The organism is Streptomyces beijiangensis, assembly GCF_017315755.1.
GTDB classification, from domain to species: Bacteria; Actinomycetota; Actinomycetes; order Streptomycetales; family Streptomycetaceae; genus Streptomyces; species Streptomyces beijiangensis.
The window spans coordinates 21,665-44,981 of the sequence record NZ_JAFLRJ010000018.1 but is presented as its reverse complement, the minus strand read 5'-3'; the positions used below and the strand labels follow the sequence as shown (position 1 = coordinate 44,981).

The window sequence follows — 23,317 nt, the reverse complement described above, 5'->3', positions numbered from 1 at the left end:
TGAAGGCCCCGCACTCTCCGGCCGGTGGGGGTCGGGGAGTGCGGGGCCTTCATCCGCAAGGGCCTTGCGGGCGTCAGGACTTGACGGCGCCGAAGGACGGGATGACCGAACCGTCGGAGTACGTCTTCTCGATGAACTGCTTCACCTCGGCGGAGTTGAGCAGCTTCTCCAGCTTCTTGACCCGGGGGTCGTTCTCGTTGCCCTTCTTGACGGCGAGGAAGTTGGCGTTCGGGTTGTCGGTGCCCGACTCCAGGACCAGCGCGTCCTTGGACGGCTTGAACTTCGCCTCCAGGGCGTAGTTGCCGTTGATGACCGCGGCGGTGACGTCGTCCAGCGAGCGGGGCGTCTGGGCCGCCTCGATCTCCTTGAACTTCAGGCCCTTGGCGTCCTTCACGTCGGCGACGGTGGCGGTGGAGCCCGCACCGTCCTTGAGCGTGATGATGTTGTTGGCGGCGAGCAGCTGCAGCGCGCGGCCCTCGTTGACGGCGTCGTTGGGGATGGCGATGGTGTCGCCGCTCTTGAACTCCGAGGCCTTCTTGTCCTTCTTGGAGTACAGGCCCATCGGCTCGACGTGGACGTTCTCGACGCCCACGATGTGCGTGCCGTTCTTGGCGTTGAAGTCCTTGAGGTACGCGGCGGTCTGGAAGTAGTTGGCGCCGATGTCACCGTCCTCGAGGGCGGTGTTGGGAGTCACGTAGTCCGTGTACTCCTTCACCTCCAGCTTGAGGCCGGCCTTGGCCGCCAGGTTGTCCTTGACGAACTTGAGGATGTCGGCGTGCGGGGTGGGGCTGGCGCCGACCACGAGCGCGTCGTCCGCGGACGTGCCGGCCTTGCCGGAGTCCGAACCGCAGGCGGTCAGGCCCAGGGAGAGGGCTGCGACGGCGGCCAGGGAGGCGGAGAGCTTGACAGAAGTACGCACGAAGAGTGCCTTTCTTGCGGATGGGACGGGTTGGATCCGCCCGGCAAAGGGTCCGGGCTCAGGGGAGATGAAGTTCGGTGGCGTTCTAGGAGGCGGCCGGTTCGGCTTCCGCGGTACGAGGCCGCGGGCGGCCGAGCAGCCGGGTCGGGGCCCGTCCGGTGCCGCGCCGGGCCAGTGCGCTCACGATCAGGTCGCCGATCAGCTGGACCAGGACCACGAGGACGACGAGGAGCGCGACCGTGACGATCATGAAGTCGCTCTCGAAGCGCTGGTAGCCGTAGGAGATGGCGAGCGCGCCGAGTCCGCCGCCGCCGACCGTGCCCGCCATGGCGGAGTATCCGATGAGGGCGATGATCGTGGTGGTGATGCCGGAGACCAGCGAGGGCAGGGACTGCGGGAGCAGCGCCTTGCGTACGACGGTCCAGGTGGAGCCGCCCATGGACTGCACGGCCTCGACCAGGCCGTGGTCGACCTCGCGCACGGCGGTCTCGACGAGCCGGGCGAAGAACGGGATCGCGCCGATGGAGAGCGGCACGACCATCGCTTCGGCGCCCAGGCTGGTGCCGACGACCATGCGCGTGAAGGGGATCAGCGCCACGAGCAGGATCAGGAAGGGGAAGGAGCGCGCGACGTTGACGACGAAGCCCACGACCTTGTTGACCGGGGTGTTCTGCAGCAGTCCGCCGCGGTCGGTGAGGACCAGGAGCACGCCGAGCGGCGTACCGACGGCGACGGCTATGAGCGCCGACCAGCCCACCATGTAGAGGGTGTCCCAACATCCCTGGGACAGCAGGGGCTGCATCTCGGACCAGGTCACTTGGCACCTTCCTTCACCAGGACGGGCTCTTCGCCCGCCACTTCGACCTGGAGCCCCTGCTCGCGCAGGAATCCGATCGGCACGACGTTCTCCTCGAAGCGGCCGGGCAGTTCGATCCGCATGCGGCCGATCTGCTTGCCCGCGACGGTGTCCATCGCGGCGCCCAGGATCGAGATGTCGATGTTGTACGTACGGGCGAGCTGGGAGATCACCGGCTGGGCGGCGGCGTCACCGTGGAAGGTGACGTCGACGACGGTGCGGTCGGCGCCTGACGGCTCGCCGCCGACCGGGAAGAGCGTGCGGGCGAGCTCCGAGCCGGGCGTCGCGAGGATCTCGCTGACCGTGCCGGCCTCGACGATCCGGCCGTTCTGCATCAGCGCGGCCGAGTCGCAGACCGTCTTGACGACGTCCATCTCGTGCGTGATGAGCAGGACGGTCAGGCCGAGCTGCTGATTGAGGTCGCGCAGCAGCTGGAGGATGGAGCGGGTGGTCTCCGGGTCGAGCGCGCTCGTCGCCTCGTCGGAGAGCAGCACCTTCGGGTCGCCGGCGAGCGCGCGGGCGATGCCGACGCGCTGCTTCTGGCCGCCCGAGAGCTGCGCGGGGTAGGACTTCGCCTTGTCGGCGAGGCCGACCAGGTCGAGGAGTTCGAGCGCCTTGCGGGTGCGGTCGCGGCCGGTGACCCCGAGGATCTCCAGCGGCAGTTCGACGTTGTCCTGCACGGTGCGCGAGGACAGCAGGTTGAAGTGCTGGAAGACCATGCCGATACGGGTGCGTGCCGCGCGCAGTTCCTTGCCCGCACGCGGACCGCGTCCCGCGAGGGCGGTGAGGTCGACGCCGTCGACGCTCACCGTGCCCGTGGTGGGGCGCTCGAGGAGATTGATGCAGCGGATCAGGGAGGACTTGCCGGCGCCGCTCTGGCCGATGACGCCGTACACCTCACCTTCACGGACGTGCAGATCGACGCCGTCCAGGGCGGTGACCTCACGGCCGCGCGAGGCATAGACCTTCGTCAGGCCGGTGGTGGTGATCACAGAATTTCCGTCACTGTCGAGTGCACGGCGCGATGTCCGCCGGGCACGGGGCATTCGTCTGGAGGCGCAGCACGGCCACAGCGGTGGCTACCGGAAGGCAATTCGTGCGCGGGGCAGGCTCTTGGTCCCGCTTCGGGGCGCGGGACTCAGGCAGGGACCCTCAGAAGTCGCACATTCGACACATACAACGAGCACCGGGCGTCATCATCGCCTCGGTCGCAAGGGTGCGGCTGCTCGTCGTGGTCATGCTCGCAAGTAAACCAGACATGAGTACGGAGCACGGCAGGCTGTCCGTATAGCGGACGCCTTTGTCTCACGTCAGTCGGCCGTGGTGATCTCCAGTCCACCCGCCACGACCTGCACGGACACCTGGGAAAGGTCCGCGAGGACCACGTCGGCGAGCAGCTCCGAGCGCTCGTGCGTTGTGGCCAAGGCCACGGTCTTCATTCCCGCTGCCCGGCCGGACTGAAGCCCCGCCGGGGCGTCCTCGAAGACCACGCAGCGCGCCGGATCGACGCCCAGACGGGCGGCTCCGAGGAGGTACGGCTCGGGGTCGGGCTTGCCGCGGGTGATGTCGTCGGCGGCGATCATCACCTTGGGGGTGATGTCCGCTTCGGCCAGGCGCGCCTCGGCGAGACGGCGGCCCGCCGAGGTGACGACCGCCCAGCGGTCCGGGGGCAGCGACGCGAGGAGCGCGGCGGTGCCGGGGAGAAGTTCGACTCCCCCGCGTACGTCCCCGACCTCCAGCTGTTCGATCCGGGCCAGAGCTTCGGGGATGGTCGCCGCGGGCAACAGATCGGCGACGATTTCGGCTGCGGGGCGGCCGTGCAGCTCGACCCGTGCGAAGTCCTCAGCCGTGATGCCGTACTCCTGCGCCCACCGCGTCCAGCAGCGCTTCACCGACTCCATGGAGGAGACGAGGGTTCCGTCGTTGTCGAACAGCAGGGCGTCGGCGTAGATCTTCATGGTCCTCGACCCTACGTGCGGTCGTGGGGCCGCGCGCATCGGGCCTTTCGGCCCGTAATACCCTCGTCGTCATGCTTGACGCCCTCACGTTCGCGGTCGCAGCCGCCGCGCTCGTACTCGCCGCCTGGTGCGGTTACGCCGCCTACCGGGACCAGCCCACCAAGGACTGGCACTTCATCGGCATGGCCGTGGTCTCGGTCCTCGCCCTCGTACAGATGGTGATCGGCTTCGTACAGCTGGGGCGCGGAGAGCGGCCGGAGCAGGGCACGGCAGTCTTCGTCGCCTATCTGATCGGTGCCTTCGCCGCCGTCCCCGCCGCCGGGGTCCTGTCCCTGTCCGAGCGGACCCGCTGGGGTTCGGTGACGGTCGCCGCGGGTGCGGTGGTGCTCGCAGTACTCGAAGTACGGCTCTACGACATCTGGGGAGGCTGACGATGACCGCAGCTGAGGAGAAGCCGACGTACCAGCTGGGCACCGGGCCCGGACAGGTCCTGGTCTGGTTCTACGGCGTCTTCACCGTCGCCGCCGCGTCCCGCTCGATCGTCCAGATGATCATGGACTACGGCAAGGCGCCGCTGGCCTACACGCTGTCGGCCCTCGCGGCCGTGGTGTACGGGTTCATCACGTACTCCCTGGTGCGCGGCGGTGAGAAGGCCCGCAGGGCGGCGCTGGTCTGCTGCGCCGCCGAGCTGGTCTTCGTACTCGTCGTGGGGACCTGGACGCTGGCCGACCCGTCCGCCTTCCCGGACGCGACGGTCTGGTCGGACTACGGGATGGGTTATCTGTTCATCCCGGTGATCCTGCCGGTGCTCGGCATGCTGTGGCTGCGCAAGGCCAAGCGGTAGGGGCGGGGGCTGCGGCGGGGCTCCTTCTGGGGCTCCGCCCCAGACCCCGCTCCTCAATCGCCGGAGGGGCTTGATTTGCCCCGGATCGGCTTGATGCGCTAGGCGCTTGTTGCGTACGCGCCTGTCTCGGTCTCCTTTTCCAGGGTGACGATCGTCAGGGCGGGACCGGCCTCCTTCGCGGAGACCTGGACGTAACCGTGGCTCCGGTACAACCGCAGGTTGTGCTCGCTGCGGTGGCCGGTGAAGAGCTGGAAGCGCTTGGCCGCCGGCTCCGCGGCGAAATGGCCCTCTATCGCATCGAGCAGTCGGCCGCCGAGCCCATGGCGCTGCATCCGCGGATGGACGATCAGTTTGCCGATCAGCGCCGTACCGCCGCCGTCGGCCTTTCCTCGCACCGATGCCACCACCTCGTCGCCGAGGCGCGCCACCAGGGCGTATCCGTCGGCCAGTTCGGCCCGCAGGCCGTCGAGGGTCTGAGTGAGCGGCTCGATGGAGTAGTCGCCGTAGAGTTCGGCCTCGCTCTGGTAGCACAGGTACTGGAGCTTCAGAATCTGCTCGGCGTCCTGCGAAGTTGCCGCATGGATGGTCACGCTCATGCCCATGTGTGCACGCCTCCCGCTCACCTGATCCGCCGGTTGTCTAACGCTCCCTTCCCCGGACTTCAGGAGCTGCAACCTCCGCCGCCAGCATTCTGCGCAGGCATCCAAGGCATCGGGAACGAACCGGGCCAAGACTCCCCTGTGACATTCCCAACTCGCCTGCGATCTCCCGGTAGGTGGGATCCTCCGGCGACAGCATCGCGGCCAGCAGTTCAGGGCAGCGGCCGGGCGTCCTCGTCACGGCCGCGCGCACCGCGCGCCGCCGCTCGGCGGAGAGCGCGCGGTGTTCGGGGCGGGCTTCGGCCTCGGCCTCCGACGACGGCTCGACGGCGTACGGGAGTTCGCGCCGGGCCACCCGCCGGGCGCGCCTGGCCTCGGCCCGTACGGCGGAGCGCACCCAGCGCCTGGGCTCCGCCGGGGCCTGCTCCAGGAGCCGTACCCAGACTGCCTGTTCGAGGTCGGCCGGGTCGATCCCGGCTGCGGAGGCTTCCGCGGCGGCCTCCGCGGCCAGAAGCGGAGCCAGTTCTTCTACGAGGTCCATGCCGGGCGGGACGCGGCGGCCGCGGGCTGTGGTTTCCGCGGTGGCCGCATCTCACCCGTACGAGAAGGCCTGGTCAACGACGGTTGAAGTCCGCGGCGGCCAGCAGCGCGGTGTCCGCGTTGTCGGAGAAGACCCCGTCGATGCCCGTCTCGAAGTACCGCTGGAAGGCGCCGAACGCGTCGCCGTAGGCATTGGGGTCGGTGCCCCGCCGGTACTCCGCGGGCAGGAAGGTGTTCTCGTTGCGCATCGTGTACGGATGGAGGATCAGCCCCTGCGCATGGGCGTCCCGCACCAGCGTGGTCGGCTGGGTGAGCTTCCCTGACGCGTCCTTGGGGATGATCAGGTCGAGGGTCGGGCCGATGCCCTGGGCGTAGGAGGCGATCCACTTCAGCCCCGCGGGCGTGACGAGGTCGTCGACCGTGCGCGGGTCGCCCGTCGCGACGAAGTCCCACGGGCGGGTGCCCGTGCCGGAGAGCAGCACGACACCCGGCGTCGAGACCTGCCGGGAGAGCCGCTGGATGGAGGTCGGCTCGAAGGACTGCAGGATGAGCGGGGAGTCGCGGTGGTCGCGCCCGTACTTACGGAGCAGCTTGACCAGCCGTTCCTCCAGGCCGAGGCCGATCCCGCGGAAGTAGGTGGGGTGCTTGGTCTCCACGTACAGCCAGACCGGCTTACCGCGCTTGCGCCCCTCCTTCTCGGCCCAGCGCAGCACCTCCTCGAACGTCGGGATGTCCCATCGCCCGTCGTAGAGGGTGTTGCGCTGCCGGTTGCCCGGGATGCGCTCCTTGGCGCGCAGCGTCTTGAGCTCGGCGAGCGTGAAGTCCTCGGTGAACCAGCCCGTGATCGCGATGCCGTCCACGGTCTTGGTGGTCTTGCGCGCCGCGAACTCGGGGTGGGCGGAGACGTCCGTCGTCGCCGTGATGTCGTTCTCGTGACGGCAGACGAGATGGCCGTCCTTGGTCGGCACCAGGTCCTGCTCGATGAGGTGCGCGCCGAGTTCGAGGGCCAGCTGGTACGAGCCGAAGGTGTGCTCCGGGCGGTAACCGGCCGTCCCCCGGTGTCCGATGACCGTCGGGACGGGCAGTTCCCTGTACGAGGCTCCGTGGCCGCCGCTGCGCTCGTCGGCTCTCGCCGCGGCGGGCAGTGCGACGGCGGATGCCGCGAACGTCGAGAGCATCGCCGCTCCCAGTACGGTCCGCCGGCCGGGGCTCTTGTCCGCGCCCTGTGTCATAAACGCTCCTCATGTGATGTCCCGCACCTGTCAACCGAAGTGCCCGATGGTAGGCAGCCACGCCTTACGTACGGGAGAGCGTGGACACAACACAGCGGTGCTCCCAGGTGTCGAATCAAACGCTGGGCATCCCGCCGCATTCGACAAGCGGCGGATATGACCCTGGTCACTGGTTCGATTCCATACGGAAACGGATGACACTTGAGTGCACTGGAGTGAACTCAGAGGCGTCGCACGTCAACACTGCGTATCCACTTGGTGAACCCGATGTGCGATCGGACAGGACGCACGAGTATCGTCCTCACCTGCACAGACATCATTCATATCCACGGCACGGCCCACGACCCCGGAGGACCCGTTGTCCCGTCTCGCGCTCATCAAGGCACTGCTCGGACCGGTCATGCGCCTGATGTTCCGCCCGCAGGTCGAGGGCGCCGAGAACATTCCGGGTACGGGTCCGGTGATCCTCGCGGGCAACCACCTCACGTTCATCGACTCGATGATCATGCCGATCTGCCTGGACCGCCGGGTCTACTTCATCGGCAAGGACGAGTACGTCACGGGCAAGGGGCTCAAGGGCCGGCTGATGGCCTGGTTCTTCACCGGCGTCGGCATGATCCCGGTCGACCGGGACGGCGGACGGGGCGGTGTCGCCGCGCTCATGACCGGTCGCCAGGTGCTGGAGGACGGCAAGATCTTCTCGATCTACCCGGAGGGCACCCGCTCCCCCGACGGCCGTCTCTACCGCGGTCGCACCGGCATCGCGCGCCTCACGCTGATGACGGGCGCGCCGGTGGTGCCGTTCGCGATGATCGGTACGGACAAGATCCAGCCGGGCGGCGCCGGTGTTCCGCGCCCCGGCAAGGTCACGGTCCGCTTCGGTGAGCCGATGGAGTTCTCGCGGTACGAGGGCATGGACCGCGACCGCTATGTCCTGCGCGCCGTGACGGACTCGGTGATGACCGAGGTCATGCGGCTCTCCGGTCAGGAGTACGTCGACATGTACGCCACGAAGGCCAAGGCCGCCTGACGCCAGCGGAATTGGACGAAGGGCCGCACCCCCGCGCGGGGGTGCGGCCCTTCGTCTCTTCGTACCACCGCTGTCGTTGTCTACGACTCCAGCTTCTCGCCCCGCAGCATGAACCAGGCCGCGACCGCCGTGGCGAAGAGCACCAGGGCGCCCACTCCGGCCGCCGTCTGGAAGCCGTCGGTGAAGGCCCCCTGGGCGGAGGAGAGCAGTGCCGCGCTCTGGTCGGCCGGCAGCTTCGCCGCCGATTCGACCGCCCCGCCGAGCGATTCGTGGGCCGCGGCCGCCGTGTCGGCGGGGACCCCCGCCGGGACGGCGAAGCCCCGGTAGATGCCGGTCACCACGGAGCCGAGCAGGGCGATGCCGAGGGCGGCGCCCAGTTCGTACGCCGTCTCGGAGACCGCGGAGGCCGCGCCCGCCTGCTCCTTGGGGACGCTGGAGAGGATGACGTCGGCGGTCACGGTGAAGGCCAGGCCCGCGCCCATGCCGCCGAGGAAGAGCGCGACGCCCAGCGCGGCGACGCCGGTGGAGGCGCCGATCACCGTACAGGCGGCGAGTGCGACACCGACCGCGGCGAGGCCGCCGGAGACGGCGCTGCGCACCGATGCCCTGCGGGCGATGTACCCGGCCAGCAGTCCCGCGCCGACCGCGCCGACGGCGGCGGGCAGTTCGATCAGCCCCGCCTCCAGGGGCGAGCGCATCTGCACCAGCTGGAGGAACTGCGAGAGGAAGAAGACCAGGCCGGAGAGGCCGAGGATGGTCAGCAGATCGGCCAGTACGGCGCCGGAGAACCCCCGGTTGTGGAAGAGCCGCATGTCGAGCAGCGGCGACTTCAGCGTCAGCTGCCGCCTGACGAACCAGATCAGGGCGCCGACGCCCACCACCGCGGACACGGCGATGTCCCAGCGGAAGCCCTCCACCGCCGCCTCCTTGACGGCGTACACGACGGCGACCATGCCGACCAGCGAGAGCACCACGCTGGCGAGGTCCCACGGGCCCGGGTTCGGGTCGCGCGATTCCGGGAGCAGCTTGATCCCGACGACGACCAGGACCGCCATCACGGGGAGGTTGATCAGGAAGACCGAGCCCCACCAGAAGTTCTCCAGCAGAAATCCGCCGACGACTGGGCCGACCGCGGCGCCGGCCGAGGCCGCGGCGCCCCAGATGCCGACGGCGAGGCTGCGCTCCTTGGGGTCGTGGAAGATGTTGCGGATCAGCGCGAGGGTCGAGGGCATCAGGGTCGCGCCCGCGACACCGAGCAGCGCTCGGGCCGCGATCATCATCTCGGGGCTGGAGGCGTACGCGTTGAGCACGGAGACCGCGCCGAACGCGACCGCGCCGACGAGCAGCAGCTTCTTGCGGCCGATCCGGTCGCCGAGGCTGCCCATGGAGACGAGCAGGCCCGCGATGACGAACGAGTAGACGTCACCGATCCAGAGCAGCTGGGTGCCTGACGGCTTGAGGTCCTCGCTGAGGAACGGCGTCGCGAGACCGAGCACGGTCGCGTCGACGGCGACCAGCAGCACGGCCAGTACGAGAACGGCGAGGGCCAGCCAGCGGCCGGGGCCGCTCACCGTCTCGCCGTCGGTGGCCCGCTGGTCTGTACTGGTCATTGCTCCACGCTCCGTCGTGCGCCGCCGAGCAGCAACTCGGCGATCATGTACTGGAAGTCCTTCGCGGCGACCCGCCCGTCCTGCACGGCCCAGGCGGCGCTGCCGATCAGTCCGTACAGCGCCTCGGTCAGCCAGGCGGGGGTCAGATCGATCCGGAACTCGCCCTGCTCCTGGCCCCGCCGGAAGAGGGCGGAGACGCGGCCGTCGAGTCTGGCCCAGCCGTCGTTCATCTCCTCGCCCTCGAAGAGCTGGTTCTCGGTGACGAGGAAGGCGAGGAGTCCGGCCACGGGTTCCACTTCGCCTATGAACCGGCGCAGGGCGTCGCCCGCGGGCCCCTCGTCGAGCCTGGCCGCGTCGAGGGCGGCCTCGAACTCCTGGATGCCCAGGTTCTCCAGGGCCCTGACCAGGGCCTCCCGCCCGGCGAAGTGCCGGTGCAGGGTGGCGCGCCCGATCCCCGCGGCCTTGGCGACCTCGTCCATGGTGGAGGTCGCCTTGCGGGTGAGGGCGACGGCTGCGGCGCGCAGCACCTGGTCCCGGTCGACTGTCATGAGACGACCATAACCCGAATGAGACAATGATGTCTCACCCATTAATTCACCGCGGCATCCGCCACACACCCGCGATCCTGTGCGGATGACGAAGCCCCTGCTGCTGATCGACGTCGACGGCCCGCTCAATCCGTACGCGGCGAAGCCCAGCCGAAGACCCGAGGGCTACACCACGCACCGGATGAGCCCGGTCGGCTGGGCGGGCGCCAGGCCGCTGCGCGTCTGGCTCAACCACGGGCACGGGGCCCAGCTGCTCGCGCTCGCCGGGCGCTACGACCTCGTCTGGGCCACCACCTGGAAGAACGAGGCCAACGAGTGGATCGGGCCGCATCTCGGCCTGCCCGAACTGCCCTTCATCGACTGGCCCCAGATGCACGGGCGCGCCCCCGCGGGGACCTTCTGGAAGACGCAGTACATCGTGGAGTACGCGGCCGGCCGCCGCTTCGCCTGGATCGACGACGACATCACCGACCTGGACCGCGCCTGGGTGGCCGGACACCACACCGCGGACACCCTGCTCCTGCGCATCAACGAGAGCATCGGACTGACCCCGGCGGACTTCGGTGTGCTGGCCGAGTGGGCAGGGCCCTGTCCTGACCGGGCCGGGCAGGAGATATCTTGATGTCAAGCAATGTTGCAGACCTGGAGCGGAGCACCCGGTGACTGACTCGACCATCATCTATACGCACACCGACGAGGCCCCTGCCCTGGCCACGTACTCGTTCCTGCCCGTGATCGAGGCCTACGCCTCGACGGCCGGGGTCACCGTCGAGAGCCGTGACATCTCCCTGGCGGGACGCATCATCGCCAGCTTCCCCGAGCGCCTCCAGGAGAGCCAGCGCATCGAGGACGCCCTCGCCGAGCTCGGCGAGCTGGCCAAGACGCCCGGCGCCAACATCATCAAGCTTCCGAACGTCTCGGCCTCGATCCCGCAGCTGAAGGCGGCCGTCGCCGAGCTCCAGGCACAGGGTTACGCCCTCCCGGACTACCCGGACGACCCCAAGTCCGACGAGGACAAGGACGTTCGCGCGCGGTACGACAAGATCAAGGGCAGCGCCGTCAACCCGGTCCTGCGCGAGGGCAACTCCGACCGCCGCGCCCCTGCCTCGGTCAAGAACTACGCCAAGACGCACCCGCACCGCATGGGCGCCTGGAGCGCCGACTCCAAGACCAATGTCGCGACCATGGGCGAGAACGACTTCCGTTCCACCGAGAAGTCCGCGGTGCTCGCCGAGCCCGGCACGCTGCGTATCGAGCTGGTCGGTGACGACGGCACCACCACCGTCCTGCGCGAGTCCGTCCCCGTCCTCGCCGGCGAGGTCGTCGACGCCTCCGTGCTGCGCGTCGCCGCGCTGCGCGAGTTCCTCACCGCGCAGATCGGCCGCGCCAAGGAGGAGGGCGTGCTCTTCTCCGTCCACCTCAAGGCCACGATGATGAAGGTCTCCGACCCGATCATCTTCGGTCACGTGGTGCGCGCCTTCTTCCCGAAGACCTTCGCCGCGCACGGCGAGACGCTGGCCGCGGCCGGCCTCTCCCCCAACGACGGTCTCGGCGGCATCCTCAAGGGGCTGGAGTCGCTGCCCGAGGGCCCCGCGATCAAGGCGTCCTTCGAGGCCGAGATCGCCGAGGGCCCCGAGCTCGCGATGGTCGACTCCGACAAGGGCATCACCAACCTGCACGTGCCGAGCGACGTCATCGTCGACGCCTCGATGCCGGCCATGATCCGCACCTCAGGACACATGTGGGGCCCGGACGGCGGCGAGGCCGACACGCTCGCCGTCCTCCCGGACTCCAGCTACTCCGGCGTCTACCAGGTCGTCCTCGACGACTGCCGCGCGCACGGCGCCTTCGACCCCTCCACCATGGGCTCGGTACCGAACGTCGGTCTGATGGCGCAGAAGGCCGAGGAGTACGGCAGCCACGACAAGACCTTCGAGATCCCCACCACCGGTACGGTGCGGGTCGTCGACACCGCGGGCGACGTCGTCCTTGAGCAGACGGTCGGCGCGGGCGACATCTTCCGCATGTGCCAGACCAAGGACCTCCCGATCCAGGACTGGGTCAAGCTCGCCGTCACCCGCGCCCGCGCGACCGGCGTCCCGGCCGTGTTCTGGCTGGACGAGAGCCGCTCGCACGACGCGACGCTGATCGCGAAGGTGAAGACGTACCTCGCCGAGCACGACACCGAGGGCCTGGACATCAAGATCCTCTCCCCGGTCGAGGCGACGGCCTTCTCGCTGGAGCGCATCCGCCGCGGCGAGGACACCATCTCCGTCACCGGCAACGTGCTGCGTGACTACCTCACCGACCTGTTCCCGATCCTGGAGCTGGGCACCAGCGCCAAGATGCTCTCGGTCGTCCCGCTGATGAACGGCGGCGGCCTCTTCGAGACGGGCGCCGGCGGCTCCGCGCCCAAGCACGTCCAGCAGCTGGTCAAGGAGAACTACCTGCGCTGGGACAGCCTGGGCGAGTTCCTCGCGCTCGCGGTGAGCTTCGAGCACCTGGCGCAGACCACGGACAACGCGCGCGCCCAGATCCTCGCCGACACCCTGGACCGTGCGACCGCGACCTTCCTCAACGAGGACAAGTCGCCGAGCCGTCGCCTCGGTGGCATCGACAACCGCGGCAGCCACTTCTACCTGTCGCTGTACTGGGCGCAGGAGCTGGCGAAGCAGACCGAGGACACCCAGCTCGCCGGGGCGTTCGCGGAGCTGGCCAAGACGCTGGCCGAGCAGGAGGAGACGATCGTCTCCGAGCTGATCGCGGTACAGGGTTCGCCCGTCGAGATCGGTGGCTACTACCAGCCCGACCCGGTGAAGGCCGCCGCCGTCATGCGCCCGTCGGCCACGTTCAACCAGGCGATCGCGACGCTCGCCTGACGCACCACCGCACGCAGTGAGGGCCCGGCCGCGCATCATGCGCGGCCGGGCCCTCGTGTCTGTCCCCGCGGCCTACTTCTGCTTGGCGGCCGCCCAGGCGTGCTGGATGATCAGGTTGGCCTTCAGCTCGATGGTCTGGACCCTGACCGCCGAGGGAGCCGTACCGCCCCGGCTGCTGCGTGAAGCGAGCGCGCCGGACACGTTGAGCACCGTGCGCACCTCGGGCGTCAGATGCTCGGAGATCTTCGCGAACTGCTCGTCGGTGAGCTGGTCGAGCTCGATCCCCTGCTGCTCGCAGACCTTGACGCACTCGCCCGCGACCTCGTGCGCCACACGGAACGGCACTCCCTGCTTGACCAGCCACTCGGCGACGTCGGTGGCGAGCGAGAAGCCGGCCGGGGCCAGCTCCTCCATGCGCTCGCGGTGGACGGTGAGCGTCGCCATCATGCCGGTGAAGGCGGGGAGCAGGACCTCCAGCTGCTCGCAGGAGTCGAAGAGCGGCTCCTTGTCCTCCTGGAGGTCGCGGTTGTACGCGAGCGGGAGCGCCTTCAGCGTCGCCATGAGCCCGGTGAGGTTGCCGATGAGGCGACCCGACTTGCCGCGCGCCAGCTCGGCGATGTCCGGGTTCTTCTTCTGCGGCATGATCGACGAGCCGGTCGAGAAGGCGTCGTGCAGGGTGACGAAGGAGAACTCCTTCGTGTTCCAGAGGATGACCTCCTCCGCGATCCGGGAGAGGTTGATGCCGATCATCGCGGTGATGAACGCGAACTCGGCGGCGTAGTCGCGCGAGGCCGTCCCGTCGATGGAGTTGCCCGACGAGCCGTGCTCGAAGCCGAGGTCGGCGGCGACGGACTCGGGGTCGAGGCCGAGCGAGGAGCCGGCCAGTGCGCCCGATCCGTACGGCGACACGGCCGTGCGCTCGTCCCACTGCCGCAGCCGCTCCGCGTCCCGGGACAGGGCCTGGACGTGCGCCAGGACATGGTGGGCGAAGAGCACCGGCTGGGCGTGCTGGAGGTGGGTGCGGCCCGGCATCGCGACGTCCTTGTGGGCGTCGGCGAGGCCGACCAGGGCGTCCTGGAGGTCGGCGATCAGACCGCCGATGATCCGGGCGTGGTCGCGCAGGTACATCCGGAAGAGCGTCGTGACCTGGTCGTTGCGGGACCGTCCGGCGCGCAGCTTGCCGCCGAGGTTCGCGCCGAGCCGCTCCAGCAGGCCACGCTCCAGAGCGGAGTGGATGTCCTCGTCGGCGACGGTGGCGACGAACGTGCCTGCCTCGAAGTCCGCCTCGAGCTGGTCGAGTCCAGCGAGCATGCGCGTCAGTTCGTCATCGGTGAGCAGGTTCGCCTTGTGGAGCACGCGGGCGTGGGCGCGGGAGCCCGCGAGGTCGTACGGCGCGAGCCGCCAGTCGAAGTGGACCGAGGCCGACAGCGCGGCCAGGGCCTCGGAGGGTCCGTCGGCGAAACGGGCGCCCCAGAGCCTGACGTCACCGGTGTTGCTGCTCACAGCTCGTACTCCTCAGAAGGGTGGATGTGCGGCTGCCTCCCCGCCGCGGAGGAACGGGGAGGCAGCTGTCGTACGCGTAAACGATGGAGGTCGGGCCGGGTCGCGCCGGGCGGCGATCTTCGCGGGGGCGAGTACGACGCGCTCGGTCACGGGTTCTTCCTATGGCGCATACGACGATAGGCATAAGTATGCGCTCCTCCGTATGTTTCGTCAATGCGTACTCTTGTGCCCATGGCCAGGTGGATCAACACGGGGAACAGCACGGCGGTGGAGCGGCTCGCGGACGGCACGCAGCCGAGCGAGGCGCTGGACACCTCGTCCGCCGAGGCCTGGATCACCCTCGACCTGGATGTACGGCGGCTCGCGTCCTGGGCCCCCGGACTGCCCTTCTGGACCCGGACACCGCCGACCGCCGCAGATACCGCCCTCGCCCTCTGCCACCCCGACGGCCACGTCCGCGAGGCGGCACTGGAGCGGGCCGCCGACCACCCAGAGCTGCTTCCGCTGGTGGTCGTCCGCTGCACGGACTGGGTTCGTCCGGTACGGGAGCGGGCCAGGGAAACGCTGCGCCGCACACCGGAGGCGTGGCTGATCGCCCCCTCGACGGCCGCCCTGATCCTGCGTCTGACCCGCCGCAACCGGGGCGGGTTCACGCGTGACCTGCTCACCGCGGCGCTGCACCGGGCGCCGCGCGGGTCCCTCGCGGCCCTGCTGGACTCCGAAGACCGGGTCGTACGGCGCCTCGCGTACCGCATCGCCGTCGAGCGGGATCTGTTCAGCGCCGGGGAGCTCGCCCGTACCGCAGCCACCGGCGGCGACGTGGTCGTACAGAACCTCTGCGCCGAGGCCGCGCTCCAGCGGGCCGATGCCGCCGCGTACGACGACGTGCTGGCACACCTGCTCCCCTCCCGGCTGCCCCAGGTCCGCTCGGCCGGTGTCACGCTCCTGCGGCGGGCCGGGCGCGCACCGGAGGCCCGGCCGTTCCTCGCCGACCGCTCGGGTCTCGTACGGGCCTGCGCGCGCTGGGTGCTGAAGCAGCACGGCATCGATCCCTACGCCGGCTACCTGGCCATGTGCGCCGATCCGGCCGCACACCCCAACGCCCTCACGGGGCTCGCCGAGTGCGGCTCCCGCACGGACGCGGCCCTGCTGTGGTCGCTGGTCCCGCACGCGCTCCCGGCCGTACGGACCAGTGCGATCACCGGTCTGCGCATCCTCGACGCGGCGGACACCGACCGGCTTCTGCCTTACCTCGACGACCCCTCGCCGCCGGTGGTCCGCGCGGCCACCGCCGCGCTGCTGCCGTCCGCGAACGCCATCCCCTGGGCCTGGCTGCACCCGAGGCTCGGCGACGGGACCCCGCGGCACACGCGTACCGCCGCCGTCCGGCTGCTCCGCGCCCGGTCCACGGGGTGAAATGCCGGATCCGCCGCGCCGGTCGCCACGCATAATCCACCGTATGGGTAAGACATACGAGCGAATAGACGGCCGCCTGCGCGCCTTCATCGAGGCGCAGCACATCTTCTTCACCGCGACCGCGCCCCTGTCGGGCGACGGCACGGTCAACCTCTCCCCCAAGGGGCTCAACGGATCGTTCGCCGTGATCGACGAACTCACCGTGGCCTATCTGGACTTCGCGGGCAGCAACGCGGAGACCGTGGCGCATCTGCGTGAGAACGGGCGGATCACGCTGATGTGGTGCGCCTTCGAAGGGCCGCCGAACATTGTGCGGGTGCACGGGCGCGGTGAGCCGGTCTTCCGTGACGACCCGCGCTTCAAGGAGCTGCTCGGCCATTTCCCGGACATCGACCCGTCCCGGAACGGGCTGCGCGCGATCATCGTCGTGAGCGCGGAGCTGGTCAGGGACACCTGCGGGTACGCCGTGCCGTTCATGTCGTACGACGAGGACCGCGATCTGCACAGCGACTTCTTCGCGCGCAAGGACGACGCCGGTCTGGACGCGTACTTCCAGAAGAAGGAGTACATCGCGACCAGCATCGACGGCCTCCCGGGACTGCCGCTCCCGCTGCCGCCTACCCCCTGACAGGAAACCGACATCCGGAAACGCTGGACCTGAAGGGGAAGCTCCGCTTACGGTTTAGACATGCCTGGACAGGTCCATAAACACCATCACATCGCCAAGGTTCTCGCCGACGAGATCCGGGCCGGAGTCCACTCCGACGGCAGCCGGCTGCCCGGGGAGCACGCGCTCACCGGGCGCTTCGGCGTCAGCCGCACCACCGTGCGCCAAGCGCTGAACGTGCTCGGCGAGCAGGGGCTCATCGCCACCCACGCGGGCATCGGCTCCTTCGTGACCTTCGACGGGACGCCGCTGGACAACCGGCTCGGCTGGACTCAGGCGCTCGCCGAGCAGGGCACCGAACTGACCACGGAGATACTCCGCTTCGAGACGGTCACCGATGACGTTCTCGCCGCCGAACTCGGCCTGGACGCAAGTGAGTTCATCGCCCTGGACCGCGTACGCCGACTGCCCGGAGGCGACGGTGTGTCGCTGGAGCGCAGCCGCGTCCCCGCCGTCGGTCCGCTCGCCGGACTCCCCGGCCGCGGCCTGGCGGGCGGCTCCCTCAACAAGGCGCTGATCGCCGCGGGCCGGGTCGCCGACAGCGGCGAGGCCAGGATCGCGGTCGCCGGGATCAGCGGGAGCGACGCGGCCGTACTGCACCGCTCCCCCGGTGAATCCTTCCTCCATCTGTCCCAGGTGTTCCGGGCCGCCGACGGCTCCGTCGTCGAGCAGGTCAGCAGCCTGCTCGACCCGTCCCGGTTCCAGCTGCACGTCCGCACCACCGGCCGAGGAGGCCTCGTATGACCCCCGCACCCCCCACCGACCCCCGGCTCGACCGTGCGCTCGGCGCCTTCTACGGACTCGCCCTCGGCGACGCGCTCGGTATGCCGACGCAGATCATGGCCCGTGAGGACGTCGTACGGGTCTACGGCACCCTCACCGGCTTCGAGGCGGCCCTGCCCGACAACCCGGTCAGCGCCGGAATGCCCTCAGGTTCGGTCACCGACGACACCGAACAGGCCGTCATCGTGGCCCGGCTCCTCACCGAGGGCGGCGGGCACATCGACCCCACGGCCTTCGCGCGTGAACTCCTCGACTGGGAGAGGGAGATGAAGGCCAAGGGCTCCTTCGACCTCCTCGGCCCGTCCACGAAGGCCGCGCTCGACGCGGTCGCACGCGGCACCGACCCCAAGGAGGCGGGCAGGTACGGCACCACCAACGGGGCCGCCATGCGCGTCACCCCCGTCGGGATCGCCTTCGCCGCCGACGACCTCGAAGCCTTCCTGGACCGGGTCGTGGAGTCCTGCCAGGTCACGCACGACACCACCGTCGGGATCGCGGGCGCGGCAGCCGTCGCCGCCGCCGTCTCCACTGGCATCGCGGGCGGCACGCTCGACCAGGCCTTCGACGCGGCGATCGCCGCCGCTGCCGCAGGGTCCCGGCGCGGGCACTGGATTGCGGGCGCCTCCATCTCGGCCCGTATCGGCTGGGCCCGTGAGCTCGTCGCCGGTCTTGATGAGGCCGAGGCGCTCGACCGTATCGTCGCGCTCATCGGCACCAGCGTCGCCAGCCAGGAGTCGGTGCCCGCGGCCTTCGCGGTGCTCGCTCTGACCGGCGGGGACCCGTGGCGCAGTGCGCTGATGGCGGCCAATCTAGGCGGCGACAGCGACACGATCGGCGCCATCGCGGGCGCGATCGCCGGTTCCGTACGGGGACTTCAGGCCCTCCCCGCCGACGCCGTGCAGACCCTGCGCACGGTCAACCACCTCGAACTGGAGCCGCTCACGGCCCAGTTGCTCGCCCTGCGCTGAGTTCCGCCGAGTTCCGCTCCCCCACCCACCCGCATACCGTGCAAGGAGGTTCCGTCATGACCGATTCAACGACGAACGATCGCGTCGGCACCGTAGAGACCCGGGGGATCGAACCGGTCCCCGACAGCGAGCGTCACGGCCACGCGGGCCAGATGTTCTGGACCTGGTTCGCCGCCAACATCTCCATCCTCGGGCTGCCGCTCGGCGCCTCGCTCGTCGCCTTCCGCGGGCTGAACATCTGGCAGGCGGCACTGGTCGCCGTCGTCGGCGCCTTCGGTTCGTTCGCCCTGGTGGGAGCACTCAGTCTGGCGGGCAAGAAGGGCGGGGCCCCCGCCCTGACCCTCTCCCGCGCGACCTTCGGGCAGCGCGGCAACGTCGGGCCGACCGTCGTCACCTGGCTGAGCCGGGTCGGCTGGGAGACGATCACCACGACCACCGCCGCGTACGCCCTGCTGGCGCTGCTCGGGGTCGCCTTCGGGGTGGACCAGAACAACTTCCTCACCATTCTCTGCCTGCTCGTCTTCATCACCTGCACCCTGCTCATCAGCGGTCTCGGGCACGCCACGATCATGTGGATCAACAAGTGGGCCACGGTCGCGTTCGGCGTCCTCAACCTCGTCGTGATGGGCTTCCTGGTCGCCACGGTCGACTGGACCAAGGTCCTCGACGCACCTGCGGGCGCCACGAGCGGCGTCATCGCGGGCATCGGCTTCATCGCCGCGGGTACGGGCATCGGCTGGGCCAACGCCGGTGCGGACTACGCCCGTTACCTCCCCCGCTCGATCCCCGGCGGCCGCCTGGTCACCGCATCGGCGTTCGGCGCGGGCATCCCCCTGGTCCTGCTGATCTCGCTCGGCTCGCTGCTCACCGCGGGCGACCCGACCCTGGCCACCTCGTCGGACCCGGTCTCCGCGATCAACGCGATGCTGCCGTCCTGGATGGCCATCCCGTATCTGATCGCCGCGTTCGGCGGACTGCTGATGTCGAACCACCTGTCGACCTACTCGGCCGGCCTCACCATGATCACGCTGGGTCTCAAGGTGCCGCGCACCTGGGCCGTCTGCATCGACATCGTGGTGATGTTCCTCGGCGGCATCTACTTCATGCTGATCGCCGGTGATTTCTACGGCCCGTTCACCACCTTCCTCACCCTCCTCGCGGTACCGATCTCCGCCTGGATCGGGGTGATCGGCGTGGACATGCTGCGCGGCCGCGACTACGACCCGGCCGGCCTCATGGACACCACCCGCAGCAGCCGTTACTGGTACTCCGGGGGCTTCAACCTCCCCGCGGTCTTCGCCTGGGTCGCCGCGATCGTCTGCGGACTGCTCTTCACCACCGCGTCGACCAGCGCGGACGACGTGTGGTTCAAGGGCCCGCTCACCAACACCTGGCTCGGCGAGAACGGTCTCGGCTGGGCGATCGCCATCGCCGTCGGCGCTCTGCTGTACGCGGTCCTCGGCCGCCGCGCCTCCGTCACCGATGTCCCGTCCTCCCCCGCCCCTCTAGAGGAAGCCGTCCGATGAGCACTTCTGCGCACCCCCGTCTCGTACTCGCCGGAAACGTCATCGCCGACCTCGTCATCGAGGTCCCCGCCCTCCCTGAGCGCGGCGGCGACGTCATCGGGACCCGTACCGAACTGACGGCGGGCGGCGGCTTCAACACCCTTGTCGCGGCCCGCAGGCTCGGCGCGGAGGCGGTGTTCGCCGGACTGCACGGCACCGGCCCGTACGGCGATCTCGTCCGCGCCTCCCTCGCCGCCGAGAGCGTGGAGACCATGCTGCCGGTCCGCGAGGACGGCGACACCAGCTTCTGCGTGGCGTTGGTGGACGCGGGCGGCGAGCGCACCTTCGTCACCAGCTTCGGAGTCGACGCGCAGCTCACCCAGGCCGAACTGGCCGTGGTGACCGGCAAGTTGAGGCCCGACGACATGGTGCAGATCTCCGGCTACGGCCTGGTCACCCCCGTCAACGGTCCGCTCCTCTCGCGCTTCGCCGCACAGCTCCCGCCGTCCCTCACGGTCTGCTTCGACCCCGCTCCGCTGGTCGCGGACATCCCGGCGGAGATCCTGGACCCGGTGCTCGCCCGTACCGACTGGCTGAGCTGCAACGCCCGCGAGGGCAGGCTGCTGACCGGCCACGACGACCCCCGCAAGGCCGTCGCAGCTCTCCGGGAGCGGCTCGCCCCCGGAGCGGGCATCCTGCTGCGCGCCGACAAGGACGGCTGCTGGCTCGCGGCGCCCGGGGAGGACCCTGTGCACGTCCCGGGCTTCGTGGTGGACGCGGTCGACAGCAACGGCGCGGGCGACGCCCACGTCGGCGCGTTCCTGGCCCTCGTCGGCCGGGGCCTCGACCCGCTCTCGGCGGCACGCGGCGCCAATGCCTCGGCGGCGTACGCGGTGAGCCGCCGCGGCCCCGCCACCGCTCCCGATCTGGCACAGCTCATCGCCTTCCTGGGTGACGACCCGCTGGCCACGCGGTTGTCCGTGTAAGGACCACATAACGAGACGCTGTTGCGGAACGGGCCGGTCAGGGCGTTGCATCGCGCCGTGCAGACCGAACAAGCGATACCCCGTACGTCCCCCACATCAGACTCCACCGACCGCGCGGCCCGCCGCGCGGTCACCGTCTTTCCCGTCCTCGTCCTCGCGGCAGGGGCAGCCGGCCTGGCCACCCCCGACACCTTCGCGGGCTGGAAGACGTCCGTGCCCTACCTCCTCGGCGTCGTCATGTTCTGCATGGGCCTGACGATGACCGCGGTGGACTTCCAGGGCGTGCTGAAGCGCCCCTGGGCCGTGGGGCTCGGCCTGGTGGCGCATTACGTGATCATGCCGGGCCTGGGCTGGCTGATCGCCCACGCGCTGAACCTCTCGCCCCAACTGGCCGCCGGCGTGATCCTGGTGGGCTGTGCGCCCAGCGGCACGGCGTCCAACGTCGTCACGTATCTCGCGCGCGGCGACGTGGCCCTTTCCGTGTCGGTGGCCACCGTCTCGACCGTCCTGGCGCCGCTGGTCACTCCCCCGCTGACGCTGCTGCTCGCGGGCGAGTACCTGCCCGTCGACGCGGGCTCGATGGTCACCGACATCCTCAAGACCGTGCTGCTGCCTGTCCTGGCCGGCCTGGCCGTACGGTTCTTCGCGGGCAAGTACATCGACAGGCTGCTCGGCGCCCTGCCCTGGCTCTCGGCCGTCGCCATCGCCTTCATCGTGGTGATCGTGGTCTCGGGCAGCGCGGCGGCGATCAAGTCCGCTGCGGCGATGGTGCTGTTGGCCGTCGTCCTGCACAACGGCCTCGGCCTGCTCCTGGGTTACGGGGCAGGGAAGGCCGCGCGGCTCGGGAAGCCCGCGAGCCGGGCGATGGCGTTCGAGGTCGGGATGCAGAACTCCGGTCTTGCCGCCTCGCTCGCCACCGCCCACTTCAGCCCGCTCGCCGCCCTGCCCGCGGCGATCTTCTCGGTCTGGCACAACGTGTCGGGGGCGCTGGTCGCCGCCTGGATGTCGTACCGGGCCAGGAAGAGTGAGGCCGCCGAAGCGGCCGGGGCCGCCTAGGCCGCGTTCGGGCCCACGTCGGCCGTGGTGAGCGGCCGGTAGACCGGAGCCGCCGTCGAGTACTCGTCGCACCCGACGTCCCTGGCCGTGCCGCGTGCGTCGCCCTCGATGTCGTACCCGACCGTCAGCTGCTGCGAGGTGGCCGCGCCGATCGCCGGACTGGCCGCCGACAGACGTGCGATGCCGTCGGAGCCGGTCACCAGCTTGGGGTCGGTGCGGGTGTAGGTCCCGGCGGGGATGTTCCCGTCGGCGGCCGCACCGAAGAGGATGTTGCTCTGCCAGGTGAAGCGGACGGTGGTCGCCATCGCCACCAGGGAGCCCGCGTCACCGACGAGCAGGTTGTCGGCGACCACACAGTCGCGCGGCTCCTCGGTGCGCTGGGACTCCCCGGCGAGGGTCTTCGCGTTGTTCCGCAGGGTGTTGTGCACGATGGTCACGCGGTCGGGTGCGTCGTTGCCGGTCCGGGACGCGGGCGGCTCGTTGGGGATGTGGTCGCGCTCTGTGCCGCTGCCGATGATCAGGGCCGTACCGGAGAGGCCGGAGACGTAGTTGTTGACGATCTGGTGGTCGTTTCCGTAAATACGTATCCCCTCCTGGCCGTCGAGGATCCAGTTGCTGTCGACCTGGGTGCCGTTGCCGTGCCGCAGGACGATGCCGCCCTTGCTGTCACGGATGGTGTTGTGGCGGATGAAGTTGCCCGAGGACTTGATCGAGATGGCCTCGGGGTCGCCGTTCGTCCGCTCGAAGAGGTTGAGTTCGACGGTGGCCTCTGCGTTGGCGAGCGCGCGCGGGCTCACACCCAGCCGGATCGGCTCGCCGCCGTTGTCGCCGGTGAAGGAGTGGTCGGAGAAGTAGTTCTTGGAGATCAGGACCTTGTAGGCCATCTTGTCCGTGTCCGCGCCCTCCACGCCCAGCATGATGCCCAGCTGGGATTTGTTGTGGAAGTGGTTGCGGTCGACCTTGCTGTGGTCGCCCCGGATCATGACCCAGTGGAGTCCGCTGATGTCGGCGAGCTGGAAGTCGTTGCGGGTGAGGCGGATGTACGAGGAGTCCGGCGGGACGTCGAGCGTGGTGCTCTGGCGGAACGCGAAGCCGGAGAGGGTGATGTTGTCGGAGCCGGAGAAGACGAAGCTCTGCTTCCCGGTGAGGACGACGCCGCCACGGGACTGCGCGACGATCGTGATGGGCGCGGCCTCCGTGCCGTGCTTGCCCGTGATGGTGATCGGCTTGCCGTCCGGCACGGCGTAGGTGCCGTTGGCCACGGTGATCACATCGCCGGGGACCGCCGCGTTGATGGCGGACTGCAGCGCGGTCAGCGAGCTGACCGTCGTCGCTGCCTGAGCGCCGACCGCCGGGAACGCGGCCAGGGTGATGCCGAGCGCGGTGCCGGTGAGGAACGTACGTCGTTGCATGATGCC

General features: G+C 69.7%; 23 protein-coding genes. 12 read left to right on the top strand and 11 right to left on the bottom strand.

The window, feature by feature from the left end; translation table 11 throughout:
* Nucleotides 1-73 precede the first annotated feature (73 nt).
* From J0695_RS02635 to J0695_RS02620, 4 genes are all read right to left on the bottom strand, one after another.
* Entirely contained in the window at nucleotides 74-919 is an 846-nt protein-coding gene (locus J0695_RS02635; RefSeq protein WP_206959758.1) for a MetQ/NlpA family ABC transporter substrate-binding protein, read from the bottom strand.
* Between the two features lie 85 nt (nucleotides 920-1,004).
* On the bottom strand, nucleotides 1,005-1,736 hold the full coding sequence (locus J0695_RS02630) for a methionine ABC transporter permease (protein ID WP_307798373.1): 732 nt from the start codon (nucleotides 1,734-1,736) through the stop codon (nucleotides 1,005-1,007).
* Nucleotides 1,733-2,767 (bottom strand): methionine ABC transporter ATP-binding protein, encoded by a 1,035-nt coding sequence (locus tag J0695_RS02625; protein ID WP_206959756.1) that lies wholly within the window; start codon nucleotides 2,765-2,767, stop codon nucleotides 1,733-1,735. The genes J0695_RS02630 and J0695_RS02625 overlap by 4 nt, the downstream gene beginning before the upstream one ends.
* Nucleotides 2,768-3,085: 318 nt before the next feature.
* The gene (locus tag J0695_RS02620; protein ID WP_206959753.1) at nucleotides 3,086-3,733 is read right to left on the bottom strand and encodes an HAD family hydrolase; all 648 of its coding nucleotides are present in this window, start codon (nucleotides 3,731-3,733) and stop codon (nucleotides 3,086-3,088) included.
* Between the two features lie 71 nt (nucleotides 3,734-3,804).
* Here J0695_RS02620 and J0695_RS02615 point away from each other — a divergent pair, with 71 nt between their 5' ends.
* Both J0695_RS02615 and J0695_RS02610 read left to right on the top strand, forming a co-directional pair.
* A complete protein-coding gene (locus J0695_RS02615; RefSeq protein ID WP_206959751.1) occupies nucleotides 3,805-4,164 on the top strand; it encodes a hypothetical protein in 360 nt (119 codons plus the stop codon).
* A 2-nt stretch (nucleotides 4,165-4,166) separates the two neighbouring features.
* Nucleotides 4,167-4,577, top strand: a complete 411-nt coding sequence (locus tag J0695_RS02610; protein WP_206959749.1) for a hypothetical protein — start codon at nucleotides 4,167-4,169, stop codon at nucleotides 4,575-4,577.
* 98 nt (nucleotides 4,578-4,675) lie between these two features.
* Here J0695_RS02610 and J0695_RS02605 read toward each other — a convergent pair whose 3' ends face one another.
* The 3 genes from J0695_RS02605 to J0695_RS02595 form a co-directional block, all read right to left on the bottom strand.
* Entirely contained in the window at nucleotides 4,676-5,179 is a 504-nt protein-coding gene (locus tag J0695_RS02605) for a GNAT family N-acetyltransferase (protein ID WP_206959747.1), read from the bottom strand.
* A 37-nt stretch (nucleotides 5,180-5,216) separates the two neighbouring features.
* Nucleotides 5,217-5,717, bottom strand: a complete 501-nt coding sequence (locus J0695_RS02600) for a sigma-70 family RNA polymerase sigma factor (RefSeq protein ID WP_206959745.1) — start codon at nucleotides 5,715-5,717, stop codon at nucleotides 5,217-5,219.
* Nucleotides 5,718-5,790: 73 nt separating this feature from the next.
* The gene (locus tag J0695_RS02595) at nucleotides 5,791-6,948 is read right to left on the bottom strand and encodes a glycerophosphodiester phosphodiesterase (protein ID WP_206959743.1); all 1,158 of its coding nucleotides are present in this window, start codon (nucleotides 6,946-6,948) and stop codon (nucleotides 5,791-5,793) included.
* 358 nt (nucleotides 6,949-7,306) lie between these two features.
* On the opposite strand from J0695_RS02595, the gene J0695_RS02590 reads away from it, so the two are divergent.
* Nucleotides 7,307-7,978 carry a lysophospholipid acyltransferase family protein gene (locus tag J0695_RS02590; RefSeq protein ID WP_206959741.1) on the top strand — a complete coding sequence of 224 codons (672 nt, stop codon included), beginning with the start codon at nucleotides 7,307-7,309 and terminating at the stop codon, nucleotides 7,976-7,978.
* 80 nt (nucleotides 7,979-8,058) lie between these two features.
* On the opposite strand, the gene J0695_RS02585 is transcribed toward J0695_RS02590, so the two are convergent.
* Entirely contained in the window at nucleotides 8,059-9,588 is a 1,530-nt protein-coding gene (locus J0695_RS02585) for an MFS transporter (RefSeq protein WP_206959739.1), read from the bottom strand.
* A complete protein-coding gene (locus J0695_RS02580; protein ID WP_206959738.1) occupies nucleotides 9,585-10,136 on the bottom strand; it encodes a TetR/AcrR family transcriptional regulator in 552 nt (183 codons plus the stop codon). Before J0695_RS02580 ends, J0695_RS02585 begins: the two co-directional genes overlap by 4 nt.
* Before the next feature lie 85 nt (nucleotides 10,137-10,221).
* Here J0695_RS02580 and J0695_RS02575 point away from each other — a divergent pair, with 85 nt between their 5' ends.
* Nucleotides 10,222-10,758, top strand: a complete 537-nt coding sequence (locus J0695_RS02575) for an HAD domain-containing protein (RefSeq protein WP_206959735.1) — start codon at nucleotides 10,222-10,224, stop codon at nucleotides 10,756-10,758.
* A gap of 37 nt (nucleotides 10,759-10,795) precedes the next feature.
* Complete coding sequence (locus J0695_RS02570; RefSeq protein WP_206959732.1) at nucleotides 10,796-13,015, top strand: NADP-dependent isocitrate dehydrogenase; 2,220 nt, start codon at nucleotides 10,796-10,798, stop codon at nucleotides 13,013-13,015.
* 72 nt (nucleotides 13,016-13,087) lie between these two features.
* On the opposite strand, the gene argH is transcribed toward J0695_RS02570, so the two are convergent.
* A complete protein-coding gene (argH, locus tag J0695_RS02565; RefSeq protein WP_206959730.1) occupies nucleotides 13,088-14,518 on the bottom strand; it encodes an argininosuccinate lyase in 1,431 nt (476 codons plus the stop codon).
* Between the two features lie 231 nt (nucleotides 14,519-14,749).
* Between argH and J0695_RS02560 the strand changes: the two genes are divergently transcribed.
* Genes J0695_RS02560 through J0695_RS02530 form a run of 7 tightly spaced genes read left to right on the top strand, consistent with a single transcriptional unit; the run spans nucleotide 14,750 to nucleotide 21,899 of the window.
* Complete coding sequence (locus tag J0695_RS02560) at nucleotides 14,750-15,934, top strand: hypothetical protein (RefSeq protein ID WP_242552118.1); 1,185 nt, start codon at nucleotides 14,750-14,752, stop codon at nucleotides 15,932-15,934.
* A gap of 43 nt (nucleotides 15,935-15,977) precedes the next feature.
* Nucleotides 15,978-16,562, top strand: coding sequence for a pyridoxamine 5'-phosphate oxidase family protein (locus J0695_RS02555; protein ID WP_206959728.1), 585 nt, complete (start codon nucleotides 15,978-15,980; stop codon nucleotides 16,560-16,562).
* 60 nt (nucleotides 16,563-16,622) lie between these two features.
* Nucleotides 16,623-17,345, top strand: coding sequence for a GntR family transcriptional regulator (locus J0695_RS02550; RefSeq protein WP_206959725.1), 723 nt, complete (start codon nucleotides 16,623-16,625; stop codon nucleotides 17,343-17,345).
* Complete coding sequence (locus J0695_RS02545; protein WP_206959722.1) at nucleotides 17,342-18,352, top strand: ADP-ribosylglycohydrolase family protein; 1,011 nt, start codon at nucleotides 17,342-17,344, stop codon at nucleotides 18,350-18,352. Before J0695_RS02550 ends, J0695_RS02545 begins: the two co-directional genes overlap by 4 nt.
* 56 nt (nucleotides 18,353-18,408) lie before the next feature.
* Nucleotides 18,409-19,878 carry a purine-cytosine permease family protein gene (locus J0695_RS02540; protein WP_206959714.1) on the top strand — a complete coding sequence of 490 codons (1,470 nt, stop codon included), beginning with the start codon at nucleotides 18,409-18,411 and terminating at the stop codon, nucleotides 19,876-19,878.
* On the top strand, nucleotides 19,875-20,843 hold the full coding sequence (locus tag J0695_RS02535) for a PfkB family carbohydrate kinase (RefSeq protein WP_206959713.1): 969 nt from the start codon (nucleotides 19,875-19,877) through the stop codon (nucleotides 20,841-20,843). Before J0695_RS02540 ends, J0695_RS02535 begins: the two co-directional genes overlap by 4 nt.
* Before the next feature lie 57 nt (nucleotides 20,844-20,900).
* Nucleotides 20,901-21,899 carry a bile acid:sodium symporter family protein gene (locus J0695_RS02530; protein ID WP_206959712.1) on the top strand — a complete coding sequence of 333 codons (999 nt, stop codon included), beginning with the start codon at nucleotides 20,901-20,903 and terminating at the stop codon, nucleotides 21,897-21,899.
* Here J0695_RS02530 and J0695_RS02525 read toward each other — a convergent pair.
* On the bottom strand, nucleotides 21,896-23,311 hold the full coding sequence (locus J0695_RS02525; protein WP_206959710.1) for a polysaccharide lyase 6 family protein: 1,416 nt from the start codon (nucleotides 23,309-23,311) through the stop codon (nucleotides 21,896-21,898). The two genes, J0695_RS02530 and J0695_RS02525, sit on opposite strands and share 4 nt — an antisense overlap.
* Nucleotides 23,312-23,317 lie beyond the last annotated feature (6 nt).